We start from the raw sequence: 25042 nt of genomic DNA, 5'->3' as shown, positions 1-25042 counted from the left end.
CTTCCTCCGGCGACCCGATGCCAACCGTAGACGCGGACGCGTTGACGGAGTTCGCCCGCGAGTCGATCGGTTCCCTCGGCGCGCCCGAGAGGACCGCCCGGGCGGTCGCCGACTCCCTGGTCGATGCCGACCTCGCGGGCCACGGCTCCCACGGGGTCGTCAGACTCGATTACTACGCGGGGATCGTCGCCGACGGCGCGGTCGATCCCGAGGCGGAACCGACCCACCGATCGGCCGGCCCGTTCGACCAGCTCGTCGGTGGCGCCGCCTTCGGGCAGCTCACCGGCGAGCGGGCGGTCTCCCTGCTCGTCGAGGGCGCCCGCGCGGAGGGCGTCGCCATCGTCGGGATCCGCGACTCGGGCCACCTCGGTCGGATCGGCGAGTGGGCCGAGCGGGTCGCGAGCGAGGGGCTGCTGTTTGCCTCCTGGGTCAACCTCCAGGGGGGCTCCCAGCGGGTCGCCCCGGCGGGAAGCGCCGACCGTCGCCTGGGGACGAACCCGCTCACGTTCGCCGTGCCGACGTTCGGCGCGCTCCCCTTCGATCTCGTCTTCGACGCCGCGACGAGCCAGGTCGCCCACGGCAAGATCATCGAACGCGACGGCTCCGGCGAGGAGCTCCCCGAGACGTGGACGACCACCCCCTCGGGTGATCCGGTCACCCGCGCCGCCGAGTTCGAGGACGGAACCGGCGCGCTCCTCCCGCTCGGCGGGCGCGAGACGGGGTACAAGGGCTTCGGTCTCTCGACGATGGCGGAGCTGTTCGCGGGGATCGTCGGCGACGGTCCCGTCGCAAGCGAAGAGCGCCAGGAGTGGACCGGCAACGGCGGTGCCTTCCTCGCGATCGATCCCGCTCACTTCACGACCGCGGAGGCGGTCGCCGACCGCGTCGAGGGGCTCGCGGCCCACCTCCGCTTGGCCGAGCCGATCGGCGACGAGGAGGTGCTCCTCCCGGGCGAGCCCGAACACCGAACCACGAACCGGCGCCGCGAGGAGGGGATCCCGATCGAGCCCACCGTCGCCGACGGACTTCGGGAACTCGCCGCCGAGCAGGGCGTCGAGTCGGCGCTGCCGCCCGGACTCGAGTAGATTACTCCCCTAATGCGTGCCAGGAGAGTCGAGGGGTCCGCGCCGCCGTGGTCTGGTCGATCCGCCCCGCCGCGGTTCGTTCGGGGGCGGTCTCGAGCGTCTCGGTTGCCTCGCTCGCGACCGTATTGAACGCCTCGGCGAGCTGATCCAGACTGGCTTTGCTCTCGACTTCCGTCGGCTCGGTCATCAGCGCCTCGCCGACGATCTCGGGCCACTTCGTCGTCGGCGGGTGGACGCCGTAGTCGAGCATCCGTTTGGCGACGTCGGCGGCGTCCTGGTCGCCCGCGCTGGCGACGAACTCGTGGTGGAACGGACCGTAGGGCACCTCGTACTCGATTCGCTCGGCGAGGTAGTTCGCGTTGAGGACCGCCTTCGCGCTCGCGTCCGCGAGCCCCTCGTCGCCCAGCCGGGCGATGTAGGCGAAGGCCTTCAGGAGCACGAGCCAGTTGCCCTCGTAGCCGTGGACCTTCCCGATCGTCTCGGGGGGATCGAACCGCTCGTACGTCGGCTCCCCCTCCGGGTCCGCACTCTCGCCCCCGGCCTCCCGAACCCGCGGCGCCGGGAGGAAGGACGCGAGTTCCTCGGACACGCCGACCGGACCGGCGCCGGGGCCGCCGCCGCCGTGGGGCGTCGCAAAGGTCTTGTGGACGTTGTAGTGCATCACGTCGAAGCCCATGTCGCCCGGTCGCGCCCGTCCGAGGAGGGCGTTCAGGTTCGCCCCGTCGTAGTAGAGCAGACCGCCGACCTCGTGGACCATACGGGCGATCTCCTCGATGTCGCGCTCGAAGAGGCCGAGCGTGTTCGGGTTGGTGAGCATCAGGGCGGCAGTCTCCTCCGAGAGCGCGGCCTCGAGCGCGCCGAGATCCACCCGGCCCGCCTCGTCGCTCGGCAGCGAGACGACGTCGTACCCCCCCAGAGCCGCGGTCGCGAAGTTCGTCCCGTGAGCGCTCTCGGGGACGATGACCTCCGACCGCTCGTCGCCGTTTGCCTCGTGGTATGCCGACGCGACCCGGATCCCGACGAACTCGCCTGCCGCGCCTGCCGGCGGCTGGAGCGTCACCGCGTCCATCCCGCCGATCCGCGCGAGGTAGTCCTGGAGTCGGTAGCAGAGTTCGAGGGTGCCCTGAACGGACTCCGCGGGCCGGTCTGGATGGACCGCCGCGTCTGGCAGGGCGGCGACGTCCTCGGTGAACGTCGGGTTGTACTTCATCGTACACGACCCCAGGGGGTAGGGGCCGGTCGTGATCGCGTAGGTCATCTGGGAGAGCCGGGTGTAGTGGCGTGCGAGTTCCGGTTCCGAGAGCCCCGGGAGAGCGAGCTCGTCGCGGGTCAACTCGTCGGGCAGCGGCGACTCGACAGTCGTCACGTCGCCCTCGGCGCTCCCGCTCTCCTCACCCGTTTCGCCCTCCGTATCGCGGATCTCGACCCGCGTCAGGTCCTTCTCGGCAAGGAGGGGTTCGTACTCGCCGTTTCGGGTCCACCGGGCCTGGTCGTATCTCATCGGGTCACCTCCTCCAGAGCCGCGAGAAAGCCGTCGATCTCCCCGTCGGTCGCGCCCGCGACACAACACTGGATCTCGTCGGCCGAGAGCGCGTGGACCGCGAACCCTCGGTCGCCGAGATCCGCCCGGAGAGCGTCCGCGTCCCGCTCCGTCCGAACGACGAACTCCCGGAACAGCCGCCGGTCGTCGACCGGCGCCGTCAGCCCGTCGATTCCGTCCACTCGCTCGGCGACGCTCTCGGCGCGCCTGACGCCGCGGGCGGCGAGTTCGGCGAGTCCGTCGGGGCCCAAACCGGCGGCGTGGATCGCCGATCGGAGCGCGACCCACGCCTGGTTCGTACAGATATTGCTCGTCGCACGCTCCCGGCGGATGTGCTGTTCGCGTGTCTGGAGCGTCAGCGTGTACGCCCGCCGGTCGCGCGAATCCTCGCTCGCGCCGACGAGTCGGCCGGGCACCTGCCGGAGGTGTTTCTCGCGAGTGGCGAAGAGCCCCAGACCCATCCCGTAGCTCGTTCCGAGTCCCAGAACCGAGGCGTCGCCGACGACGACGTCGGCGCCGACGTCAGCGGGCCGCTGGAGAAGCGAGAGCGCGACGGGATCCGAGCCGAGGACGAACAGCGCGCCCGCCCCGCTCGCGAGGTCGCCGACCTCCTCTAGCCGTTCCTCGACCGCGCCTCGAACGGTGGGCGTCTCGGCGTACACCATCACGCAGTCGTCGTCGACCCGCTCTTCGAGCCCCGCGAGGTCGACCGTCGATTCCCGGGTGGGATACTCCTCGATCGCCAGATCGGTACCGGCGACGTAGTTTTGCAACGTCTCCCGCCGGCCCTCCCGAAGGATATCGGGAACGAGCACGCGGGTTCCCGAGACGGACCGGGCCCGATCCGCGAGGGTGGCGGCCTCGCCCAGGGCCGTCGCGGCGTCGTACATCGAGCAGTTCGCGACCCCCAGGCCCGTCAACTCGACCAGCAGCGACTGGTACTCGAACAGTGCCTGGAGGAAGCCCTGGGAGGTCTCGGGCTGGTACTGGGTGTAGGAGGTCAGAAACTCCGAGCGGTCGGCGAGGTGGTCGACCAGCGAGGGGACGTAGTAGCCGTAGTGGCCCCGCCCGAGCAGTTCGACCTGGTCGTCGTTTCGTGCGAGGATCCCCTCGACGAGCCGGCGCGTCTCGTGCTCCGTGCGGGCGTCGATGCCGAACTCGCCGTCGAACCGGACCGACTCGGGAATGTCGAACAGCTCCCCGATCGACTCCGCCCCGATGGTCTCGAGCATCGCCGCGGCGTTCTCGTCCGTGTGGGGAGCGTACGGACTCCCCGTCTCGTGTGATCCGTACATGGTAGCAAAACTCCCGTCCCGGCCGTCTTCGCTCGATCCCCGTCCGAACGCGGGCGTCTCCCGGGACACGTTGGGTTCCCGTTGGGAGGGCGGGGTTAAGAACGCACCTCTCTGGCTCGCGGGCCCCTCGGCGCTACTCGACGAACCGGTACTGGCGCTCGCCCATCGGCCCCCAGCCGTCGAAGGCGAACTCGTCCTCGGGGGTCGTCAGCGGTTCGACGTCGCTGTCGACGTCGTGGTTGTGGGCGTCGTGGATCCGCTCGTACTCCTCCCAGGTGAGGTCGTGGCGGTCGGCGAGCTGGGCGTCCACGTTCAGCGCCTCGATCTCTGCCTCCCAGCCCTCGACGACGGTCTCCTCGTGGATCTCGGCCTGGGCGCCGCTGCCGTAGGAGCCGACGTACAGCGACTCGCCCGCGAGGTCCCGGCCGTCCTCGAGGGCGTGTTTGAGCGCGCTCGCACGGGCGACGTGGACCGAGCCGGTGTACCAGTTGCCGACCTCCCGGGAGATGGTTAGCGTCGGGTCGATGGTCTCGGCGTACCACTCCCGGTAGCGGTCGGTCTCCTTCAGCGCGTCCATGTACTCCCGGACGGCCTCCCGATACGCGTCCTCGTCGTCGAACGCCTCGCGGCGGGGCTGGCGGCCGATCTCGGCCGCGAGTTCCTCCTCGATCTCGGTGTCGCGGGTGACGTGGCGGTAGGCCAGCAGGCCGGCCTTCCGGACCATTCCCGGGAACGGGGTGTGGAAGGGGACGTAGGCGATGTCGTCGGGGTGGATGTCGCCGGCGACGGATTCGTAGTCGGTCAGCGCCTCGCGCATCCGCGCGAGGTAGACCTGGACCGAGCGTTTGCCGTCGACTGAGGGGAACTGCTGGTTGGGCTTGAGGAAGTCGGTCTCGTCGGCGCTCCCGTAGCCCTGTTCGGTCGAGAGTTCGACCAGCGAGGGGTCCTCGGTGATGTACATCGCGACCGCGCCCGCGCCCTGGGTCGCCTCGCCGGCGTCGCCCCGCGCGTAGAGGGCGGTGTCGGTCGCGATCACCAGGGCACCTCGGCCCCGATTCCGGCCCGCCTTGATCCAGTTGTAGGCGTCGTCGAGGCTCTGGGTGCCCGCGATGCAGGCGAACTTCCGCTCGCCCTTGTTGGCGTGGTGGAAGTCCTGGCCGTACACCTGCTCGAGACAGCCCGCGACGTACGTCGAGACCGGCTTCGAGTTGTCGAAGGCGCTCTCGGTGGCGACGTCGATCCGACCGATGTCCTCGGGTTCGAGTCCCTTGCGATCCATCAGCCGGTAGGCGGCGTTCGCGGCCATCGTGACGATGTCCTCGTAGCTGTCCGGGAACGAAGAGGCGTTCAGCCCCAGTCCCTTCGTGTACTTCTCTGGGTCCTCGCCCTTCTGGGGAGCGAAGGTGTCCGGGAGATCCAGACGCAGGTTCCCCGTCCAGATCTCGACGGCGTCGATACCGACGGTGTTCATGCCCATTACGTGCGGGCGTGGCTACAAGGTAGTGTCGTTCCGCGTTTCGACGCGTGTCGATCCGAACGGCTCTCGTGGGCCCGATCTCCTGAGAGTCCCCCTGCCGGCTTACTCCTCGTCTTCCTCGATCAGTTCCGGATCGCTCATCGCGCTCTGGAGGCTGTCGAGTCCGTTGATCCACTCGGTGACGAGGCCGTACTCCAGATCCTCGGCGACCGAGATGTCCAGGTTCTCGCCGTCGATGACGAGCGTGCCGGCCTGTGCGGCGTAGCCAAGCGCCGAGTCCAGATCCTCCTCGGCCTCGGCGTTCGCGGCCGCCCGGAGGTACTCCTCGACGCTCGCCTCCTCGGCGGGGCCGCCCGCGACGTACTCCTCTGCGGCGATGAAGACGCAGACGAGGCTCGTCTGGACGCCGTCGACGAGCATCACTTTCTCCTCGTCGTCGATCTCGACTTCCGCGAGGACGATCTCGCGGACGTCCCCGATCTCTTCTAAGGCCTCCTCCTCGCTCAGGTCGCCGTCGTCGTACGCCGAGACGATCTTCGCGATCGCGATCGCGGTGTCGTCCTGGAGGTTCAAGAGGAGTCGCGCGGAGTCCTCGTCCTCGGGGTCGATCTCCTCGTCGTCGATGCGGCCGATCCAGTTCTGCCAGCGTTCTTCCGAGTAGAACTCGGTAGGGGGGTTGCTCATACGCCCACCTACACCGGCCGCGTGAAAGGCCTTTCTCTAGGCTCGCCGTCCCGAAGAAGAAAAACCGGGCCGAGGAGGGCGCTACCGACTGATCTCCGGTTCCGTCCGAAAGCGCACCCACCGTGGACCACGAGGCCCGGACGGGCCACCGGGAGACCGGATCAATCGACCGCCGCCCCCTCGAAGGGGCGGGGCGGCAAGCGGAGGTCGTCGAGTTCGGGCAGATGCTTGACGTTGTAGACGACCCGCATATCCTCGGTGATCGGCTCGCCGACACACGAGAGCCGGATCCCCCGATCGGTCATCTCCTCGGGGAGGATGTGGTCGACGGGCGTCGTCATCTCGCCGTCGATCACCGCGACCGCACAGTTCGCACAGGCGCCACCCCGACAGGCATACGGCCAGGAAAAGCCACGGTCCTCGGCGGCTTCCAGCAGCGTCTCGTGGGGGTCGGCGAGGAAGCGGCCGTAGTCGCCCGCGGGGAAGTCGGCCATCGAGGCCTTCTCGAAGAGGTCCGCGTCGGTAAGACCCCACCCCCGGTCGGCGAGGCGTTCGTAGTTCAGATACTCGATCCGGTACGTTTCCTCGTCGGGCTCGGCGGGATCGGGGTCGTCCTCGGAGGCGTAGTCCGCGGGATCGGCGAGCGCGTCGGCGGCGGCGGCCTCGTAGGCCGCCCTGACCCGCTGGAACTCATCGGCGCTGCCGCCGTGGTCGGGGTGGGCCTCCTTGACCCGCTCCCGGTAGGCCCGCTCTATTTCGGCGTCGTCGGCGTCGGGAGCGATTCGGAGGACGTCGAACGGGGACTCCACATCGTGTGTAGCGAGATGAACGCAATAAGTGCTCCGGGGGCGGCCGTCCCTCCCGGATCCTCCCTACTGGGCGTCGACGACGGCAACGCTCGCCAGGTTGACGATGTCCTTTACTTCGTCGCCGCGCTGGAGGACGTGAACCGGCCTGTCCATCCCGACGAGCATCGGGCCGATCGCCTCCGCACCGCCGAGACGCTGGAGGAGCTTGTAGCCGATGTTGCCCGCCTCCAAGTTGGGAAAGACGAGCACGTTCGCGGCCTCCTCGAGTTCGGAGAACTCGTACGTTCCATTGAGAATGTCCTCGACGACGGCGGTGTCGGCCTGCATCTCGCCGTCGACCGGGAAGTCGACCTCCGGGTCGTCCTGGAGGGCCTTCGCGGCCTTCCTGGGTTTGCGGGTGCCCTCGTTGTCGACGCTACCGAAGTCCGAGTACGAGAGGAGCGCGGCCCGTGGCTCGACGTTGAACCGGCGGGCGAGCTTCCCGGTTTGTTTGGTGACCTCCGTGAGGACGTCCTCGTCGGGGCTCTGGTTGACCGTCGCGTCGGCGACGAAGATCACCTGGTTCTTGAAGGTGAGCATGTAGACGCCGGCGGCGTAATCGACGTCGGGCGCCGTCCCGATCACCTGCAGGGGTGGCCGGAGCGCCGACGGATAGTGATGGGTCAGCCCCGTCAGCAGGGCGTCGGCGTCACCCTGCTCGACCATCACGCTCCCGAAGTAGTTGGTGTCGCGGGCGACGAGCTCCTCGGCCTCGGAGCGGGTGATCCCCTTGCGGCGGCGGAGTTCGTAGAGTCGGTCCGTGTAGGCGTCGTACTCGCCGGTCGTCGGGTCGGCGACCGCGGGCTGGAAATCGAGCCCGAGGTTGGCGGCGGTCCGCTTGATCCCGTCTTCCTCGCCGATCAGTACCGGCTCGGCGATCCCCTGTTCTTCGAGCTGGTAGGCCGCCCGAATCATCTTCTCGTCGTCGCCCTCCGCGAGCGCGACCCGCTTTGGCTCGCTTTTCGCTTTGTTGAGGACGACCCGCATCATCTCCCGGGACTTCCCGAGGCGGGCCTCGAGCCGTTCTTCGTACTCGTCGGCCTCGAGGTCGGCGCGGGCGGCGCCGCTCTCGATGGCCGCCTCTGCGACCGCAGGGGCGACCTCGAACAGCACCCGGGGGTCGACGGGTTTCGGGATGATGTAGTCGGGGCCGTACTGGATCGGCTGGTCGCCGTAGGCTTTGACGACCGCGTCGGGGACGTCCCGGCGGGCGAGGTCGGCGAGTGCGCGTGCGGCAGCGACCTTCATCGCCTCGTTGATTTCGCTGGCCCGGACGTCGAGTGCGCCCCGGAAAATGAAGGGGAATCCGAGGACGTTGTTGACCTGGTTGGGGTAGTCCGAGCGGCCGGTGGCCATGATGACCGTGTCCTCGCGGGCGGCCTTGGCCTCCTCGTAGCCGATCTCGGGGTCGGGGTTGGCCATCGCGAAGACGATCGGGTCCTCGGCCATCGATCGGACCATCTCCTTGCTGACGATCCCGCCCACCGACAGCCCCACGAAGACGTCCGCTCCCCGCATCGCGTCCGCGAGATCTCCACCGGGAACGTCGCGGGCGAACTCCCGTTTGTACTCGTTGACGTCGCCCTGACGGGCGCGCTCCTCGGTGATGATCCCCGAGGAGTCGAGCATGAGGATGTTCTCGGGACGGGCGCCCAGCGAGACGTAAAAGCGCGCCGTCGCGAGCGCGCTCGCGCCCGCCCCCGAGAAGACGATCTCGAGGTCCGCCAGGTCCTTGCCGGCGACGTCGGCGGCGTTTACGAGGGCGGCCCCGCTAATGATCGCGGTGCCGTGCTGGTCGTCGTGGAAGACGGGAATGTCCATCTCCTCGCGCAGGCGTTCCTCGATCGTGAAACACTCGGGGGCCTTGATGTCCTCGAGATTGATCCCGCCGAACGTCGGCTCCATCATCTTGACGGCGTCGGCGAACCGGTTGGGGTCGGCCTCGTCGAGTTCGATGTCGAAGACGTCGATGTCGGCGAACCGTTTGAACAGCACTCCCTTGCCCTCCATGACGGGCTTTCCGGCCTGGGCGCCGATGTCGCCCAGTCCCAGCACCGCCGAGCCGTTCGAGACCACGCCCACTAAATTCCCCTTCGCGGTGTAGCTGTAGGCTTCGGTTTCGTCCTCGTGGATCTCCATACAGGGCGCGGCGACGCCCGGCGAGTACGCAAGCGAGAGGTCCCGCTGGGTGTTCGTCGGTTTCGTCGTGGAAATCTCTAGCTTCCCTGGCGGTTCGGTTCGGTGGTAGTCGAGGGCGTCCTCGTCGAGTCCCATATTGGACCCACAGAACCGAGGTACAAAAATGATGTGAACGGGGTGTTCGACGATCGACGAAGTCAGTCGTCGGCCGACCCCTTTATACGCTCGCCGCCAGTGGGAGAGGTATGAACGTCGCGCTCGGAGGGACGTTCGACCCCGTCCACGACGGCCACCGCCGGCTGTTCGAACGGGCGTTCGAACACGGGGACGTGACCGTCGGGCTGACCAGCGACGAGCTCGCCCCGAAGACCCGCCACGAGGACCGGGAGATCCGTCCCTACGACGAGCGCGAACGCGACCTCGCGGCCGAGCTCGAGCCCCTCGCCCGCGAGCACGGCCGGGAGTTCGAGATCCGCCCGCTGGAGGAACCGACGGGGATCGCGACCGAACCCGCCTTTGACATGCTGATCGTCTCCCCCGAAACCGTCGATGGGGGCCTGCGGATCAACGACCTCCGGCGCGAGCGGGGCCACGACCCCCTCGAACTCCTCGTCGTCCCTCACGAACGCGCCGCCGACGGCGAGATCATCTCGAGCACCCGGATCGTCAACGGCGAGATCGACGAGCACGGCCGGGTACTGAACCGGCGGTAGCACGGCTCCCGATTCGATCCCGGTCCGGAGGAAATCCTCTCCCGGACACGACGGGACCCTACCAGGCTATCGAAAGTGCGACCAGAAACAGCGCCGTCACTAGGAGCGCGAACGCCCCCATGACGTAGGTGATCAGACTGTACTTCTCCGGGCTCTGCTCGCCCCGTTCCGACACGATCCTGTATCCCCCCGTTGCCACGATGATGAGACCGGTCGCGGCGTTTCCGATCGTGACGAGCCAGCGACCCGGGCTGAATAGCAGGAGATGCATCGCTACCAGCAACGCGCCGCTATAGACGAAACAGTACGAAACGAACCGGGCCGGGTGCATACGTGACTGTTGTTGGAAACCCGTCATACACCTGCCGGTCGGCGTGCCCGACACGACCCGGCAGCGAGGTCCTACCAGCCCGGCGCCTCCAGTCCCGCCCGTTCGACGACCGCCTTCCAGCGTTGCTGGATCGAGAGCCGGGAGACGTCAGCGGCGTCGGCGACCTCCCCCTGCGAGCGGCCGTCGCCTGCGATCAACCCGCCGGCGTAGAGGCTGGCCGCGGCGGCGACCCGCTTCGACCGGTCGGCCGCCGGCACGTCCGCGAGAAAGAGGTCCTCGGCACACGATATCGCCTCGGGGGAGAGGTCGAGGCCGTCGCCGATCCGTGCGATCTCGGCGAGCCAGCGCTCGTGTTCGACGCGTTCGCGCGCGCTATGCATTGAAACCCGGTACCCGCCCGAGGATCATAAGCCCACTCCCCGCGGCTCGTAACTGTCGGGAGCGCGTGACGGTCGTATCAACGACCGGATACTCGGTGCAACGATCGGCTACGGCCAATCGCCGCCTCCGGCGATCCGCTTCCGGACCGGACATAGTTGTATACGTGACACGTACTAATGGGGGCGCGAGCCGTCGTCCGTCCGACGCCCCACGATGACCCCACCGACGTGTAAACTCGTCTGTACCGGCTGTGGCCTCGAGATCGCCTACCGCGAGCGCGGCCTCGCCGAGCAGGCCGCCGAGCGCCACCAGCTCCGGGACGACGAACACGTCACCTTCATCGTCGCCCCGGACTGGTCGCCCGAGGAGCCGGTGACCCACTAGCATTTGGGAGCAAAGGCCGAAGCCGGAAGTATGACGGACGAGGACGACACCGGAAGCGCCGAGGACCGCGCCAGACTCGTCGGCATCAACCACACTGCCCTCGAGGTCGGCGACGTCGACGAAGCCATAGAGTTCTACGGCTCGATCTTCGAGTTCCCGCTTCGGGGGCGCTCGGAGACCGCCGCCTTCCTCGACATGGGCGATCAGTTCCTGGCGCTGATGGAGACCGACGGAGCGGACGGACGCGACGGCCATCGCCACGTCGGCCTCGTCGTAGACGACAGCAGGGCCGTCGAGGACCGCCTCGATGCGCTCGACGTCTCCCGGCTCGACACCGACGGGATCGACTTCCACGATCCCTGGGGCAACCGGATCCAGGTCGTCGTCTACGGGGAGATCCAGTTCACCAAGGCCGGGAGCGTCCTCGCGGGGATGGACCTCGCTCTCGAGAAGTCGGAGGCGGCCCTCGAGGAATTGGGGGCGAAAGGGATGGCTCCCGACTGATACGGTCGGAGACGAGTCAGTGCGCCGTCAATCGCCATACTGCGCCGCGATCGAACGGTCCACCGCCATCCCCGACCGGACGAAAGCGGTCGGTTCGTTTAACTGACCAGCGCCGCGATATTCCGCCATGCGCCTCTCCGAGTCGGTGACGGCGGCCGCTAGGACGCTCCGGAACCGCCCCACCGATCTCCTCCCGTTGTACGTTCTCAGCGCGGCGGTCCCGACGATCGGTCGGGTGGTGACCTTTCTCGGACTCGCCGTCGTCTACCTCCGGCTCGCGGCCTCGGGGCGGCTCGCGACCGCCCGCGAGGACCTCGCCGCCCTCGAGTCCGAGCCCCCCGCGAACGATCCCGATGCGGTCGCCGAGTGGAGCGAAACCCTGTTCTCGGCGCTGGAGCCGCTTTTCACGCCGGGGACGACGGCCGTGCTCGTCCTCGCCGTGCTCCTGACGGTCGCCGTGATCGTCGTGCTGTACGCGGGCGTGACCGCGGGCCGGCTCGCGGCCTGTCGCGCCCGGCTGCGGGGCGAGCGCGGGCTCGTCGCCGGGATCGCCGGCGTCCGTCGGTACTGGCTCTCGATCCTCGGGCTCTACCTGCTGGAGATCCTCGCCTGGATCGGCGTCACGATCGGGGTCGGGGTGCTCGCCTCGCTCGCCACCGGGGTCACCGTCACGGGTGTCGGCGACCCGATCGTCGCGGCCTTCGTCGGTCTCCTGGGCGGGCTCCTGTGGCTGGTCGCCGTCCTCGTCGTCCGTGCGCTGTTCGCCTTTGCCCCCGTCGCGGTCGTCGTCGACGGCGTCGGCGCGTTCCGGTCGGTCCGACACGCGGCGGGGTTCGTCCGGCGCCGGCTCTCGGGGGCCGTCTTCTACTACGTCCTCGCGGTCGCCGCCGCCGTCGGCTCCGCGGTCGCCGCCGGCGTCCTCTCGCTGGTCTCGGTGACGGCGCTCGTCCCGCTCGTCGGGACCCTCCTCGTCTTCCCCGTCCTTGACCTCATCAAGACCGGGTTGTACGCCGACTACCGCGACCCCCTGGCGATTCCCGCGCCCGCAGAGCGCTCGCTCGCGAGCCAGTTCGCCGGCGGGCTCCGCCGGGGATGGGCCGAACTCGCGGCCTTCGTCCGCGGCCGTCCGGGACTCCATGCCCTCGCCGTCGCGACCGGGCTCGCCGGCTTCGGAATGGGATGGGTCGCCATCGCCCCCTTCGAGGGTACTCTCGAGGCCTCGATCGCGGCCCGCCTGGAGGGCCACCGGCCGCTCGGGGCCGCAGTCGAGTTCTTCGCGAACAACTGGACGGTCGCGCTGACGACCGCCTTCGGCGGCGTCGTCCTCGCGGTCCCCGCGGTCGTCTCGATCTGGTTCAACGGGCTGATGCTGGGAATCTACGGTCGCCTCGAGGCCGATCCCGCCGAGCTACTCGCGTTCGTCGCGCCCCACGGGGTCCTCGAGATCCCCGCGATCTTCGTCGCCGGCGCCCTCGGGATCCGTCTCGGGGTCGTCGGCTGGCAGGCCTGGCGGGGCGGACTCGGCCGGGACGGGCTGGCCGACGAACTCGAGGGCGCGTTCCGGGTGCTCGTCGGCGTCGGACTCCTGCTCGCGGTCGCCGGGCTGATCGAAGGGCTCGTCAGCCCGTACTACTATCGGGTCCTGTTCTGAGAGGACGAGTTTCGACCGGTCAGAAGACGTACTCGTCGTCGTGGCCCATCATCCCGTCGTCCTCGAGCCCGCCGCCGGTCTCATCCTCGTCCATCGGCCCGCTTGTCTTGTAGGCCTTGATACCGGTCGAGAGGAGATCCTCGATCGCCTCCTCGCGGTTGACGAACTCGCCGCGTTCGACCATCTGGGCGATCTGCATCTCGAGGTGCTCCGGTATCGTGATCTCTACTTTCGGCATCCGATTCGGCTTTCGGCGAGGGGGTATTTAAGACTGACGGGGCCCGTGATCGGCCGACTCAGCTCTTCATTACGCCCTCTATGGCGTCTTTGATCTTCGTTCCGGGGTTCGTGATCGCTTCGAGCTGGCGGCGCATCCGCCGCTGGTTCATGTAGCTCGCGAAGGCGAGGATCGTCGGCGGCCAGAGCCCGACGAACAGCCCCCGCTCGCGGTCGCCGCGAACGAAGAAGTAGTACCACGAGAGCCCGACCGATGCGACCGACGCGAGGAACGCGGGACCGACCATCTCCTCGCCGCCCATCTCTCTATACCTGGATTCGGATTCCTCCTGGAGCCGTTGTTTGCTCGCCATGCAGGGCGACCGACCACCGAATCGGACTTGGTTATAGTGGGCGTATCCGAACGCGGTTCCGGAGAGTCGACCGTTTCACCCGGTTTCGACCGCCCTCCCGTCCCCGGAACGTCGGCTTTCCTCGCTACTCGTCGGCCTCCGTCGCCCCGTCGTCGCGGAGTCGCGCCCGGACGAACGCCTCGACGTGGTTCCCGATCCGGCGCTTGTACCCCGCTCGTCGGGCGATCCGATCTAACTCCCGGTCGGCGTCGCTGCCGTACTGGAGGGCCTTCTTCGGCCTGTCGGCGACCTCCCCGGGAAGGTATCGGGAGGCGACCCGCCGGAGGGCGATCTTCCGTCGCCCGTCCCCCCCACCCTCGACCAGCAGTTCCGGGGGCAGTCGGAGGGCCGCCCCGATCACCCGGTCGTGGAGGTAAGGGGCAACGGGGCGGACGCCGGCGGCCTCGACGGCGAGGACGTCCCGGGGAAGCTCGTCGGGAAGCCCCAGGACCTGCTCGCGGACGGCCCCTCGGACGGTCGTCGCCTCCACACGTCCATCGAGGGTCGCGACCTTCTCGTAGCCCCCGAACAGTTCGTCGGCGCCCTGGCCGAGGGCGAGCCGGTCGTGGCCCTCCTCTCGAGCGCGCTCTGCGGTCAGATAGAGGGGAAGGGCGATCCCGAGATCCATCGCGTTCGCCCGGTCGATGGCGGAGACGAGTTTCGGGAGCGCGCGCTCGAGCGCTCCGTGTGTGAGTTCGACGACCGTCAGCTCCCCCTCGCGGCCCATCGCAGCGGCGGCCGAGCGCGCCGCCTCGATGTCGTGGCTCCCCGGAAAGCCGGCGACGTAGAGAGGGACGTCCAGGAAGGCGGCGAGCAGGGCCGAATCCACCCCGCCCGAGAACGCCACAGCAGTCCCCTCCGCTGGGACGTCCGCGACGCTTTCGGCGAGCGCGCGATCGACGGCCTCAAGCGCCGGGTCGTGGTCGCTCTCGGGGTCGGGAACGGGAAGCTCCCATACCTGCTCCCGGCCCCCGTCGTCGTCGATCGTTCCGGCCGGAAAGAGGGTTGGGTCGTCGAGGTCGGCCGGCGAGAACGCCCAGTCCTCGCCGTCGGTGTAGAGGGGACGCCGGCCGAGGACGTCCCTGACGAGACGGCCGTCGAGCGATCCGGCGAAGCCGCCAGTGCCGGGAAGGGGGTCCGTCCGGTCGAGGGCCTCCCGGACGCTGTCGGGGCCGGGGATACGAGGAAGGACGCCGCCGCGAAGCTCCGTCGGTCCGCCCGCGGTCATCGCGAGAGCTCGGCCAGCCGGCTTCGCACCCGGCGTTTGACGCCGCCGGCGGCCTGCCGGAAGCTGATCCGCCAGGGCGTCCGTTTGCCCTCGACGGAGGTCTTCCCCTCGGCGATCGCCTCGAGGATCGCACCGCTCTCGCGGTCGTCGCTCCCGACGCGGGTCACCGCCTGGCCGACCATCTCGCTCACGTGGGCGTCGCTGCCGGCGGTCATCGGCAGGCCGTACTCGCGGGCGAAGCGTTCGGCCTGGCGGTTCGCCCGCCCGGTCAGCAGCCTGGAGTTGTAGACCTCGATCGCGTCCGCCTCCGCCAGCTCGTCGCGGGTGATCCGGGCCATCACGCCATGGCGTGACTCCTGGAAGGGATGGGGGACGACCGCGATCCCGCCAGCCTCGTGGATCCGCTCTACGGTCGTCGCATACGAGAGCCCCGGGGGGACCGGCTCCTCGATTCCGAGCCCGAGGACGTGGCCCGCCTTGCTCGAGATTTCCATCCCCGGGATCCCGACCAGCCCGTAGTCGGGCGCGCGGGCGGCGGCCTCGCGACTCGCCGCGATCTCGTCGTGGTCGGTGACGGCGATCGCGTCGAGCCCGACGGCTTCGGCCTGTTCGAGGATGAGCTCGACGGGATCCCGGCCGTCATAGGAGAGCGACGAGTGGACGTGGAGTTCAACCGACAACACGGTTCTTCCTCCCCTCGGTCCGGACCGGTCAAAAGCGCCTCGGTCCATCGCGGCGGGTCCCGTTGTCCGCGACCGCCGGCGGGACAGATCAGTCGTCGGCCGGCGTCGCCCGCTCGCCGAGATCGATCTCGCCCGCGTCGAGGTCTTCCTCGACGTTTCTGGCGGCTTCGACCATGTTCGCCATCTTCTCGTAGGCCACTTCTCGGGGGAGGAGCTTCACGCCACAGTCCGGCGAGATCACCAGCTGTTCGGGCGGGACGACCTCGAGACCCTTCCTGATGTTTGCCTCGATCTCCTCGACGGACTCGACCTCGGCGACGTGGGCGTCGGTGACGCCGAGCGCGAGGTCCTTCGTGAACTCGGGGTCTTTGAAGACGTCCAACTGCTCGTAGTCGCCGTTGGCGAGTTCGAGGTCGAACTCCTGGACGGGAAACTCGAGGATCTCGGGGTAGATCCGGGAGTAGTCGCCATAACAGACGTGCAGACCGACCCGAACGTCCTCGGGGAGGCCGTCGACGATCCGCTCGAGACACTCGCCGACGATGGCGTGGTCGTCGGGGGTCGTCGCGAGCGCGGGCTCGTCGATCTGGACGTAGCGCGCGCCGGCCTCGACCAACTTCTCGATCTCCTCGTTGACGAGGTCGGCCAGATCGTAGGCGAGGGCCTCCTCGTCGCTGTAGGCCTCGTTAAAGGACCAGTTCGCGAGCGTGTACGGGCCGGTAATGGGTACTTTCACCGGGCGGGTCGCGGCTCCGGCGGTGAACTCGTACTCGTCTACGAGCCAGGACTCGTCGTACTCGACTTCCGACACCACGCTCGGCTTGTCGAAGTAGTTGTGTCCCCAGACCTTCACGGGGCCGTTGAACTCGTAGCCCTCGATCCGGTGGGCGAAGAACTCGACCATCTCCGTCCGGCGCATCTCGCCGTCGACGACGACGTCCAGGCCCGCCCGCTCGTGTTCGGCCGTGATCAGGCGTGCGGCGTCGTCAGTGGCCTCGTTCCAGTCCTCGTCGTCGAACTCGTGGTCGTCGTCCTCGTAGAGTTCCTTCGCACGATTCAGCCACTTGGGCTTGGGATAGCTCCCGACGACCGTCGTAAGCAGGAAGTGGTCGTTCGGGTGATCCTCGGGTCGGAACTGGTCTCGGTTCTCGTTGGTCATGCGGCTTTCACCTCCGCGAGCTCCGCGGCCTCCCCGAGCGCCTCGAGTTTCGCCTCGAACTTCGCGTACGGCAGGTAGAACGTCTCCGTGTTCGTCGTGAGATAGACCGTCTCGAACGCCGAGACGGGGAGCTGGTCGTCGATCCACTCGACGCGCTCGCGGATCGTCTCGGGCTCCTCGACGAGCGTGTTCTGGCCGTCGGCCAGTCCCAGCGAGATCGAGCCGGGCGCGCCGTACTCCTGGAGGTTGTAGACGTTGTCCTCCCGGTCGGAGACGAAGTCGAAGCCGACGGCGTCGACGTCGGCATCGAGCAGGTGGGCGTAGACCTTCTCCTCTAGGCCGCCCCAGTAGGGCTGGACGACGACCTCCGAATCCGTCGCGCTGGCGACCTCGTCGATCGCCTCGCTGGCGCGCTCGTCCTCGCCGTCTTCCGGCGGGGACTCGACGAGCGAGGGCTCGAGCAGGAACAGCGTCTCGTGGTCGGGGAACGCCTCGGCCTCGCCCGCGAGGAAGTCGGCGATCGCGGCGAGGAACTCCGCCTCGTCGCCGTAGTGCTCGTCGGTCGCGAGGTCCGCGAGCGAGTACGGTCCCGGAAGCACCGCCTGGAGGCCCTCCTCGACGCGGTCGCTCGCGGCCTCGAGTTCGCTCGCGACGTCGCCCGAAAAGTCGAGATCGCCGGAGACGACGGGCTCGCGGTAGAAGTTGTTGTTGTCGTAGTAGCGGACGATCCCGCGGGTCTCGACTGCGTCGTGGACCGCGAGGGGATGGGCGAGCATGTCGTCCCACCGCAGTTGGCCTTCGGCGATCCGGTCGATGCCGGCCTCGCGCTGGCGGTCGATCACCTCGCCGCGGGCCTCCTCGTAGGCCGCGGCGATCTCCTCGTCCTCGTCGCCGCCGATCAGGTCACCCTTCTGGTGGCCCTTCAGGTCCGAGAGGTCCTCTTTCGCCCAGTCGGGGAGCGGGAACAACCCCGGCGTGGTCGAGACGTAGTCGGTCATCGCGGTCGAGTAGGCTATGCCGACGCTTAATATTTACCATGTCCGCGAATACGCCACGGTAATTACACACACGGGGAACGGTCGGCGTTCGGACGGGGACGGCCGGCAGTATTACGTTCCGGCGGCAGGTCGGTCTCCAGTAATGGGTTCCGGTCCCCTGCTCGGGCGGTTCGACCGTCCGACCGCCGACTCGAGAACGCGCATCGCCCTGCTTGCCGACCTCCACCTCTCGACGTCGGCGACCGGCACCTGGCGGGTCTCCCACCGGACCGCCGAGCGCCTCGAGCGCGCCGTCGAGTCGATAAACGGCGCCGACCTCGATGCCGTCGTCTTCGTCGGCGACCTCGTCCAGAGGGGGGCCCGCGAGGAGTACGAGGCCCTGGATCGCCTGCTCGCCGAGATCGAGCCCCCCCTCCTCGCGGTCCCCGGCAACCACGACCTCTTTGCCGGGGAATCGGAGCCGAAGCTCTCGCTGGGCGAGTTCGAACGCCGGTATACGCCCGGATCGCTCCCCTTCCACGAGCGGATCGGCGGCGTCGATCTCGTCGGACTGAGCTCGAACGCCTCGACGCCCGGCTCGCTGACCGACTCCTATATGGGCCGGCTCTCGGAATCGACCCTCGACTGGCTCGCCGATCGCCTCTCGGATATCGAGGATCCGCTCGTCGCCGTCCACCACGACCTCCCCGGGAGCCGGTCGTTTCTCTTCGAGGCCGCCGAGGCGTTCCCCGTCGATGCGGCCTCGCCGGTGTTCGAGAACGCCGACACGCTCGTCTCCGTCCTCCGGGACGCTCCAGGCGACCCGCTCGTCTGTACCGGCCACGTCCACTTTCCGTCCGTGACTCGGACCCGCGGCGTCCGGGAGTTTACCCTGCCCGCGCTCGGGCCCTACCCCGCTTCCTACACCGTCCTCGAGATCGACCCCTCTGGAACGACCGCCCGGCTGGTGCCGGTCGCTGATCACGGCCGCCGGCTTGAGGCCTTGGAGAGCGGCCTGGAGAACGCGCGGGTGTTGCTCGCGGCCGCCCAACTCGCCGGACTCCCCCTCACGGACGGCTGTCGCGGTGACGGGCCGTAGCTACTCCGAGACGACGACGACCGCCGACTCGGTCTCGACCATCTCGCCGTCGCCCGAGTAGGTCCGCTCGCGTTCGACCTCGAACAGTTCGGAGCCGAGTTCCTCGCCGGCGACCCGGAGGGTCCCATCGCGAACCTCGTACTCCCCGCTCTCGATCCCGGCGTCGATCTCGCCGACCTTCGAGCCGTACTCGGGGCCGACCTTCGAGTAGTCGAGGTCGATCGCGGCGACCTCGGTCGTGATCTCCGGTGGATCCTCGAGCGCCTCGAGTTCGCTAACGTGCATCACGTCCCGGATCACGCCCTCGAAGCCCTCGATCGGGCCGTAGACCGCGACCCGTTCGAGGTCGGCGTTCAGTGGAAGCTGGCGCTCGGACTTGTAGCGCCGGAGCGCGGAGACGACCTCCATCGCCGTCTCGCCGGCCGCGAGATCCGCGTCGTATCCCTGGGGGCTGGGCCACTCTCCGGTGTGGAGGCTGGTCTCCGCGAGCTCGCCCTCGGAGGCGTACAGCGCCTGCCAGATCTCCTCGGTGACGTGGGGGAGGAAGGGCGCCCACAGCGTCAGGAACGTGCGGTGGGCTCGCCGGAGCGCGTAGCCCGTCGAGGCACTGTCCTCGCGCGTTTTGGCGATCTCGAGGTAGTCGTCACAGAACGTGTTCCAGAAGAACGTTCTGAGACGGTTTCGGGCCTTCGCGAACTCGTAGCTCTCGAGGTGGTCGGTCAGGTCCGCGACGGCGGCGTCGAGTTCGGCCAGTAGCCAGCGGTCGATCGCCTCCAGTTCCTCGGGCTCGTCGGGATCGGCGGGCGCTAAGTCGTCGACCAGTTTCGAGGCGTTCCAGAGCTTCCGAATGAGCTTCTCGCCGGCGACGATGTCCTGGTCCTGGTAGGGGAAGTCGTCGCCGACGGCGGCGCTCGCCGCCCAGAAGCGGATCGCGTCGATGGGGTACTCGTCCATGACCTCGGCGGGATCGACGACGTTGCCCTCCGACTTCGACATCTTCTCTCGATTCTCGTCTAAGACGTGGCCGTTGATCATCGTCGCGTCGAAGGGGACCTCCCCGGTGTGTTCGTAGCACTTGACGATGGTGTGAAAGAGCCAGAACGAAATGATGTCGTGGCCCTGCGGACGGAGATCGAACGGGTAGAGTTCAGGATGCTCCATTCGGAACTCTCCACTCTCCTCGTCCCAGTCCCAGCCCGCGTTGATCAGCGGCGTCAGCGAGGAGGTCGCCCAAGTGTCGAAGACGTCCTCCTCGGGCTCGAAGCTCTCGCCCCCGCACTTCGGACAGGCATCGACGGGCGGCTCGTCCGAGAGCGGATCGACCGGGAGGTCCTCGCGCTCGGCCATCACCGGATGGTCGCAGTCGGTACAGTACCACACCGGGAACGGAATCCCCGAGTCGCGCTGGCGCGAGATCAGCCAGTCCCACTCGAGGCCCTCGATCCAGTGGCGGTACCGAGAGAACATCTTCTCGGGGTACCACTCCATTTCGGCACCTGCATCGAGGTACTCCTGCTTGTGATCGAGGATCTCGACGTACCACTGCTTCGAGACGCGGTACTCGACAGGTGTGTCACACCGTTCGTGGACGCCGACCGCGTGGACGATCTCGCGGCGGTCGCGGAGGTGGCCCTCGCTCTCGAGGTCCTCGACGATCTCCGTTCTCGCCTCCGCCGTACTCAGACCCTCGTAGTCGCCCGCGAGGTCGGTCATCGTCGCGGTCTCGTCGATCGCCACCCGCAAGGGGAGGTCGTGAGCCTGGTACCACTCGATGTCGTTTCGGTCCCCGAACGTACAGCACATCACGACGCCCGACCCTTTCTCCGTGTCCACGCGGTCATCGGCGATGATCGGGACCTCGTGGCCGAAGATCGGGACCCGTGCGGTTTCGCCGATGAGATCCTGGTTTGCGTCGTCGTCGGGGTGGATGAAAACCGAGACGCAGGCCGGAATCAGCTCCGGTCGGGTCGTCGAGATGACGAACTCCTCGCGGGGCGCGTTTCCCGTAAGTTCGAACGCGATGTCGTTGAAATGGGCGTCGCGCTCGTCGTCCTCGGTCTCGACCTGGGAGATCGCCGTCTCGCACTCTGGACACCAGATCGCAGGCGCGTTCTTTCGGTACTCCCGGCCCTTCTCGTAGAGGTCCAGAAAGGAGAGCTGTGAGATCCGCTGGACGCGGGGCTCGATCGTCTTGTAGGTGTGGCTCCAGTCGATCGAGGTCCCCAGTCCCTGCATCTGCTCGGTGAACTCCGCTTCGTACTCGGCGCAGACCTCCCGGCAGAGCCGCTGGAACTCCCGGCGTTCGTACTCCTGGTGGCGGATATCGAGGTCCTCCTCGGTCAGCCGCTCGGAGGCGATCCCGTTGTCGTCGTAGCCGAACGGAAAGAGGACCTCGCCGTTTGCCATCCGCTGGAATCGGGCGGCGAAGTCCTGGAGCGTGTGACCGTAGAGGTGGCCCATGTGCAGGCTCCCCGAGACCGTCGGTGGCGGGGTGTCGATCGCGTACGCCGTGTTCGGGTCGGCTGCGCCCTCGTAGGCGTACGTCTCGGCTTCGACCCACCGCTCTTGCCACTTCGCCTCGACTTCGGTCGGGTTGTACTCGCCCTCGAGAGCGGCTTCGCGAGCGTCCTCGTGTTCGGGGTCGTCCATGCTCATGCTCTCACCGCCCGCGGCGGGCGTCGGTTCTGTCGTGTCGTCGGGAACGGTTTCTCGTACATCGGTGATACTGGTCGTTGTGTGGCTGGTTCCGGTCGGCGACAATACATCCGTCGAATCGCGGTGAAGAGGTGGGGCTACGGGGCCCCTACGAAGACGGTGGTGTGACCGTTCGCGCCGATCGCGACGGGCTCGTCCATACTCCTACTGGGCGGACCGCCGTGTTAGCTTTTTCGCGTCGCCGCCGTCACCGCCCCAGGACGGCCCGCGAGTCGCTCACCCGCTCGAGGTCGGCCTCGAGGTACTCCGCGAGCCGGGCGAGGAACTGGTCGTCGACCCCCTCGGTGCCGACGAGCGTGATCTCGTCGTGGTCCGCGGGGTCGTACTCTCCCTGCATGACCAGCGAGAACAGCGCGCCGGGGGTGACGGGCTCGCCGGCCTGGAGACTGGCAGCGACCTCCCGGATGTTTTCTTTGACGCTGGTTTCGACCGAAAACGTGACCTCGACGTCGGCGGTGGCGTCGAACCGTTTGGCGGCGTAGGCCTCCTCGGAGTTTCTGACCGCGGGGACGAGCACGTCCTCGAAGTCGAGGCCCTGCTCTTTGGTGCCGACGTAGGTGAACGCGACCATCGCCCGCAGTCCGTCCAGCAGTTCGGGGTCGGTCGCGACCTCGTCGAACACCTGCCGGCGGTCCTTCGCGGACAGGGTATGGAGGAGGAGGTCGAAGTCGAGGATCGCGTCCCGTATCCGCCGGCGGATCCGCGCCTCGGCGTTGCGCGCCGACTGGTCGTGGCTCATCTCCCGTTCGCCGAGCAGGTAGGCACGATCGGCGGGACTCAGAATGCCGCGATCGCGCGAGGTATCGGTATTCATAATCGGGTATGGATTATACAAAACCCGGTTTCATCCGAACGGCTATGAAGGCTCGGATCCGAGGCAGGGTATGAGTCGGAGGGACGTCGGACGCAGAGTGGAGAGAGCCGGGAGGCGGCGATCGTGAGGGGGAACCTCGCCGATCGCTATGCAGGGCTCGTCGTCGGCCACAGCAAACTCGTCGTCCTCGCCCTTCTCCTCGTCACCCTCGCCGTCGCCGCGGGAGCGGTCGTCGGCGACAGCGAGGAGGGCGGCATCGGCCAGTTCGACGTCGATTCCGAGGAGACCCGGGCCGTCGAGGAGATCGAGGAGCGATACGGCACCGACGACACGGTCGTCGCACAGATCGTCGTCCGCGACGAGGACGGCGACGTCCTCACCCGCGAGTCACTGCTCGACTCCTTACGTCTCCAGGAGGAGGCACGGGCCAACGAGTCGATCAACGGGACGCTGACCGACGAGGGGTTCGTCGGTCTCGAGAACGTCGTCGCGACGGGCGCGGTCTTCGAGGACCGTGCCGCCGAGAGCGAGGGTCCGCCCGACGCGAGCCACCCCGATCTCGCCGAGCAAGTCGAGGCCATCGAGGACCGCTCCGAGGAGGAGGTCGAGGCGCTCCTCGCCGACGTGCTCGACCCCGACGCTGACGTCCAGGGCGATCCCTACGAGTTCCTGCCGGCCGACTACGAACCCGGCACCACCGACGCCGATGCCCGGATCACGTTCGTCTTTCAGGAAAACGACGGCAGCCCCGACGAGGACCCCGGACTCGCGTACGACGCCCAGGTCGAGATCGAGTCGCTGGTCGAAGAACGGTTCGAGGACGCCTTCGTCTTCGGGCAAGGGATCACCGACGCGGCGAGTTCGAGTGCCGTCGGCGACAGCTTCGCGATCATCACGCCCGTCGCGTTCGTCCTCGTCCTCTCGATCCTCGCGATCACCTACCGAGACGTCGCCGACGTGCTGATCGCCTTCCTCGGGATCGCACTCGTGCTCGCCTGGCTCGCGGGCATCCAGGGCTGGCTCGAGGTGCCGTCGAGCCAGCTTCTGATCGCGGTTCCGTTCCTGTTGATCGGGCTCGCGATCGACTACTCGTTGCACGTCGTGATGCGCTACCGGGAGGCCAGACGGGGGATGCTCGACGGGGGATCGGGACGGGAGACGGGCGACCCCGGATCGATCGGCGCCGCGAGGGGCATGGTCCTCGGACTCGGGGGCGTCACCCTCGCGCTCGCCGCCGCGACGTTCTCGACGGCCGTCGGCTTCCTCTCGAACTACGTCAGCCCGCTGCCGGCGATCCAGGACTTCGCCGTCCTCTCTGCGGGTGGGATCCTCGCGACGTTCGTCGTCTTCGGCGTGTTCGTCCCCGCACTGAAAGTCGAGGTCGATTCGGTCCTCGAGGGACGCTTCGGCCGCGACCGCGCGAAACCGCCGTTCGGTGTCGGGGGCGGCCTCGTCGGCCGGGCGCTGTCGGGCGTCGTCGCGGGCGTCCGCCGGGCACCACTCGCAGTCGTTTTAGTGGCGCTCCTGCTCGCTGCCGGCGGCGCCTACGGCGCGACGGGCATCGACACGGAGTTCAACCAGGCCGACTTCCTCCCGGAGGACGCCCCCGAGTGGGCCAAATCCCTGCCGGGACCGCTCGCGCCCGACACCTACACCATCAGTGACGACGCCGAATACCTGGGCGACAACTTCCGCGAGCGCGGGGAGGGAAGCCAGTCACAGGTACTGATACGCGGGGACGTCACCGACCCCGCCGCGCTCGCCGCGATCGACGACGCGACGGCCGCCGCGGAGGGCGAGACGATCGCCCTCCGGGCCGACGGCACTCCCGCGATCGAGAGCCCGGCGAGGGTCGTCCGGGGAATCGCAGGCGACAACGAGTCGGTCGCTGCTGCCCTTGACGAACGCGACGCGGACGGCGACGGCCTCCCCGACGAGGACGTCGCGGGGCTCTACGACGTCCTCTTCGAGGTCGATGCCGACCGGGCTTCGACCGTCATCGAGCGAACGGACGGCGGCGGCTACGAATCGGCTCGCCTGCTGGTCTCCGTTCGGGGCGACGCGCCCGCCCAGGCCGTCGCCGAGGACACCCGCGCGCTCGCTGCAGCGATCGAATCGGACGCGCCGGTGACGGCGACGGCCGCCGGCGGTCCCGTGACGACCGCGGTGATTCAGGACGCCCTGCTGGAAACGCTCGTCCAGGCGTTCGCGGTGACGCTGGTCGTCATCCTCGCCTTCCTCACGGTCCTCTACTGGGTGCGCCACCACACGCTCACCCTGGGAGCGATCACGCTCGCGCCGGTCGTCGCCGCCCTCGCCTGGCTACTCGGGGCGATGGCGCTCCTCGAGCTCCCCTTCAACAGCGAGACCGCCGTCATCACGAGCCTCGCGATCGGGCTCGGAGTCGATTACAGCATCCACGTCGGCGAGCGGTTCGTCTCGGAACGGGAGGATCGTGACTCGCTCGAGGACGCACTCGCCGCGACGATCACCGGAACCGGCGGCGCCCTACTGGGAAGTGCGCTCACGACCGCAGCGGGCTTCGGCGTGCTGGCGCTGGCGCTCGCGCCGCCGCTCCAGCGCTTCGGGCTCGTCACGGGACTGAGCATCGTCTTCGCGTTCGTCGCCTGTCTGACCGTTCTGCCCTGCCTGCTGGTCGTCCGCGAGCGGGTTCTGGTGCGGATGAGGTCGGGAGAATAGCGCTGG

23 protein-coding genes are annotated in these 25042 nt (G+C 68.3%); 7 read left to right on the top strand and 16 right to left on the bottom strand.

The genetic code is table 11. From position 1 onward, the window contains the following. Positions 1-17: 17 nt before the first annotated feature. Positions 18-1085, top strand: a complete 1068-nt coding sequence (locus DVH23_RS11935) for an Ldh family oxidoreductase (protein WP_114577657.1) — start codon at positions 18-20, stop codon at positions 1083-1085. A gap of 1 nt (position 1086) precedes the next feature. On the opposite strand, the gene gcvPB is transcribed toward DVH23_RS11935, so the two are convergent. From gcvPB to DVH23_RS11905, 6 genes are all read right to left on the bottom strand, one after another. Further along, complete coding sequence (gene gcvPB, locus DVH23_RS11930) at positions 1087-2586, bottom strand: aminomethyl-transferring glycine dehydrogenase subunit GcvPB (protein ID WP_114577656.1); 1500 nt, start codon at positions 2584-2586, stop codon at positions 1087-1089. Continuing rightward, positions 2583-3920, bottom strand: a complete 1338-nt coding sequence (gcvPA, locus tag DVH23_RS11925; RefSeq protein WP_114577703.1) for an aminomethyl-transferring glycine dehydrogenase subunit GcvPA — start codon at positions 3918-3920, stop codon at positions 2583-2585. Before gcvPA ends, gcvPB begins: the two co-directional genes overlap by 4 nt. A gap of 133 nt (positions 3921-4053) precedes the next feature. Beyond that, a complete protein-coding gene (hmgB, locus tag DVH23_RS11920) occupies positions 4054-5391 on the bottom strand; it encodes a hydroxymethylglutaryl-CoA synthase (RefSeq protein ID WP_114577702.1) in 1338 nt (445 codons plus the stop codon). Between the two features lie 108 nt (positions 5392-5499). After that, complete coding sequence (locus DVH23_RS11915) at positions 5500-6081, bottom strand: DUF2150 family protein (RefSeq protein ID WP_114577655.1); 582 nt, start codon at positions 6079-6081, stop codon at positions 5500-5502. Between the two features lie 161 nt (positions 6082-6242). Then, positions 6243-6890: a ferredoxin Fer gene (gene fer / locus DVH23_RS11910; RefSeq protein ID WP_114577654.1), complete on the bottom strand. Its 648-nt coding sequence runs from the start codon at positions 6888-6890 to the stop codon at positions 6243-6245. Positions 6891-6953: 63 nt separating this feature from the next. Then, the gene (locus tag DVH23_RS11905; RefSeq protein WP_114577653.1) at positions 6954-9203 is read right to left on the bottom strand and encodes an NADP-dependent malic enzyme; all 2250 of its coding nucleotides are present in this window, start codon (positions 9201-9203) and stop codon (positions 6954-6956) included. A 110-nt stretch (positions 9204-9313) separates the two neighbouring features. On the opposite strand from DVH23_RS11905, the gene DVH23_RS11900 reads away from it, so the two are divergent. Next, complete coding sequence (locus tag DVH23_RS11900) at positions 9314-9781, top strand: phosphopantetheine adenylyltransferase (RefSeq protein WP_114577652.1); 468 nt, start codon at positions 9314-9316, stop codon at positions 9779-9781. Between the two features lie 58 nt (positions 9782-9839). Here DVH23_RS11900 and DVH23_RS11895 read toward each other — a convergent pair whose 3' ends face one another. Continuing rightward, entirely contained in the window at positions 9840-10112 is a 273-nt protein-coding gene (locus DVH23_RS11895; protein WP_114577651.1) for a hypothetical protein, read from the bottom strand. 71 nt (positions 10113-10183) lie between these two features. Continuing rightward, on the bottom strand, positions 10184-10492 hold the full coding sequence (locus tag DVH23_RS11890) for a transcription initiation factor IIB family protein (RefSeq protein ID WP_114577650.1): 309 nt from the start codon (positions 10490-10492) through the stop codon (positions 10184-10186). Between the two features lie 214 nt (positions 10493-10706). Between DVH23_RS11890 and DVH23_RS24250 the strand changes: the two genes are divergently transcribed. The 3 genes from DVH23_RS24250 (at position 10707) to DVH23_RS11880 (ending at position 13032) form a co-directional block, all read left to right on the top strand. Further along, positions 10707-10877 carry a hypothetical protein gene (locus tag DVH23_RS24250; RefSeq protein ID WP_198667917.1) on the top strand — a complete coding sequence of 57 codons (171 nt, stop codon included), beginning with the start codon at positions 10707-10709 and terminating at the stop codon, positions 10875-10877. Between the two features lie 30 nt (positions 10878-10907). Further along, positions 10908-11381, top strand: a complete 474-nt coding sequence (locus DVH23_RS11885; protein WP_114577649.1) for a VOC family protein — start codon at positions 10908-10910, stop codon at positions 11379-11381. A 127-nt stretch (positions 11382-11508) separates the two neighbouring features. Beyond that, the gene (locus DVH23_RS11880) at positions 11509-13032 is read left to right on the top strand and encodes a stage II sporulation protein M (protein WP_114577648.1); all 1524 of its coding nucleotides are present in this window, start codon (positions 11509-11511) and stop codon (positions 13030-13032) included. 19 nt (positions 13033-13051) lie between these two features. Here the strand turns inward: DVH23_RS11880 and DVH23_RS11875 are convergent, their stop codons facing one another. The 6 genes from DVH23_RS11875 to DVH23_RS11850 all read right to left on the bottom strand — a co-directional run bounded on the left by DVH23_RS11875 (position 13052) and on the right by DVH23_RS11850 (position 17729). Then, positions 13052-13270 carry a ribbon-helix-helix domain-containing protein gene (locus DVH23_RS11875; protein WP_092903388.1) on the bottom strand — a complete coding sequence of 73 codons (219 nt, stop codon included), beginning with the start codon at positions 13268-13270 and terminating at the stop codon, positions 13052-13054. Between the two features lie 58 nt (positions 13271-13328). Continuing rightward, positions 13329-13622, bottom strand: a complete 294-nt coding sequence (locus DVH23_RS11870; protein ID WP_114577647.1) for a hypothetical protein — start codon at positions 13620-13622, stop codon at positions 13329-13331. Between the two features lie 124 nt (positions 13623-13746). Beyond that, positions 13747-14889, bottom strand: a complete 1143-nt coding sequence (locus DVH23_RS11865) for an asparagine synthase C-terminal domain-containing protein (RefSeq protein WP_114577646.1) — start codon at positions 14887-14889, stop codon at positions 13747-13749. Continuing rightward, the gene (locus DVH23_RS11860; protein ID WP_114577645.1) at positions 14886-15572 is read right to left on the bottom strand and encodes a PHP domain-containing protein; all 687 of its coding nucleotides are present in this window, start codon (positions 15570-15572) and stop codon (positions 14886-14888) included. The genes DVH23_RS11865 and DVH23_RS11860 overlap by 4 nt, the downstream gene beginning before the upstream one ends. Before the next feature lie 88 nt (positions 15573-15660). Then, positions 15661-16731: a methionine synthase gene (locus DVH23_RS11855; protein ID WP_114577644.1), complete on the bottom strand. Its 1071-nt coding sequence runs from the start codon at positions 16729-16731 to the stop codon at positions 15661-15663. Continuing rightward, a complete protein-coding gene (locus tag DVH23_RS11850) occupies positions 16728-17729 on the bottom strand; it encodes a 5-methyltetrahydropteroyltriglutamate--homocysteine methyltransferase (protein WP_114577643.1) in 1002 nt (333 codons plus the stop codon). Before DVH23_RS11850 ends, DVH23_RS11855 begins: the two co-directional genes overlap by 4 nt. Positions 17730-17871: 142 nt before the next feature. Between DVH23_RS11850 and DVH23_RS11845 the strand changes: the two genes are divergently transcribed. Continuing rightward, a complete protein-coding gene (locus DVH23_RS11845) occupies positions 17872-18807 on the top strand; it encodes a metallophosphoesterase (protein WP_157972396.1) in 936 nt (311 codons plus the stop codon). On the opposite strand, the gene DVH23_RS11840 is transcribed toward DVH23_RS11845, so the two are convergent. Continuing rightward, the gene (locus tag DVH23_RS11840; protein ID WP_394342631.1) at positions 18808-21456 is read right to left on the bottom strand and encodes a valine--tRNA ligase; all 2649 of its coding nucleotides are present in this window, start codon (positions 21454-21456) and stop codon (positions 18808-18810) included. It lies immediately after the preceding gene. Between the two features lie 253 nt (positions 21457-21709). After that, complete coding sequence (locus tag DVH23_RS11835; protein WP_114577641.1) at positions 21710-22336, bottom strand: hypothetical protein; 627 nt, start codon at positions 22334-22336, stop codon at positions 21710-21712. A gap of 123 nt (positions 22337-22459) precedes the next feature. Between DVH23_RS11835 and DVH23_RS11830 the strand changes: the two genes are divergently transcribed. Continuing rightward, on the top strand, positions 22460-25036 hold the full coding sequence (locus DVH23_RS11830; RefSeq protein WP_114577640.1) for an RND family transporter: 2577 nt from the start codon (positions 22460-22462) through the stop codon (positions 25034-25036). Positions 25037-25042 lie beyond the last annotated feature (6 nt).

Origin of the sequence: Saliphagus sp. LR7 (assembly GCF_003344565.1) — an archaeon.
GTDB classification, from domain to species: Archaea; Halobacteriota; Halobacteria; order Halobacteriales; family Natrialbaceae; genus Saliphagus; species Saliphagus infecundisoli.
Note: the sequence above shows the minus strand (reverse complement) of the source record. Positions and strands in the feature narration are given on the sequence as shown.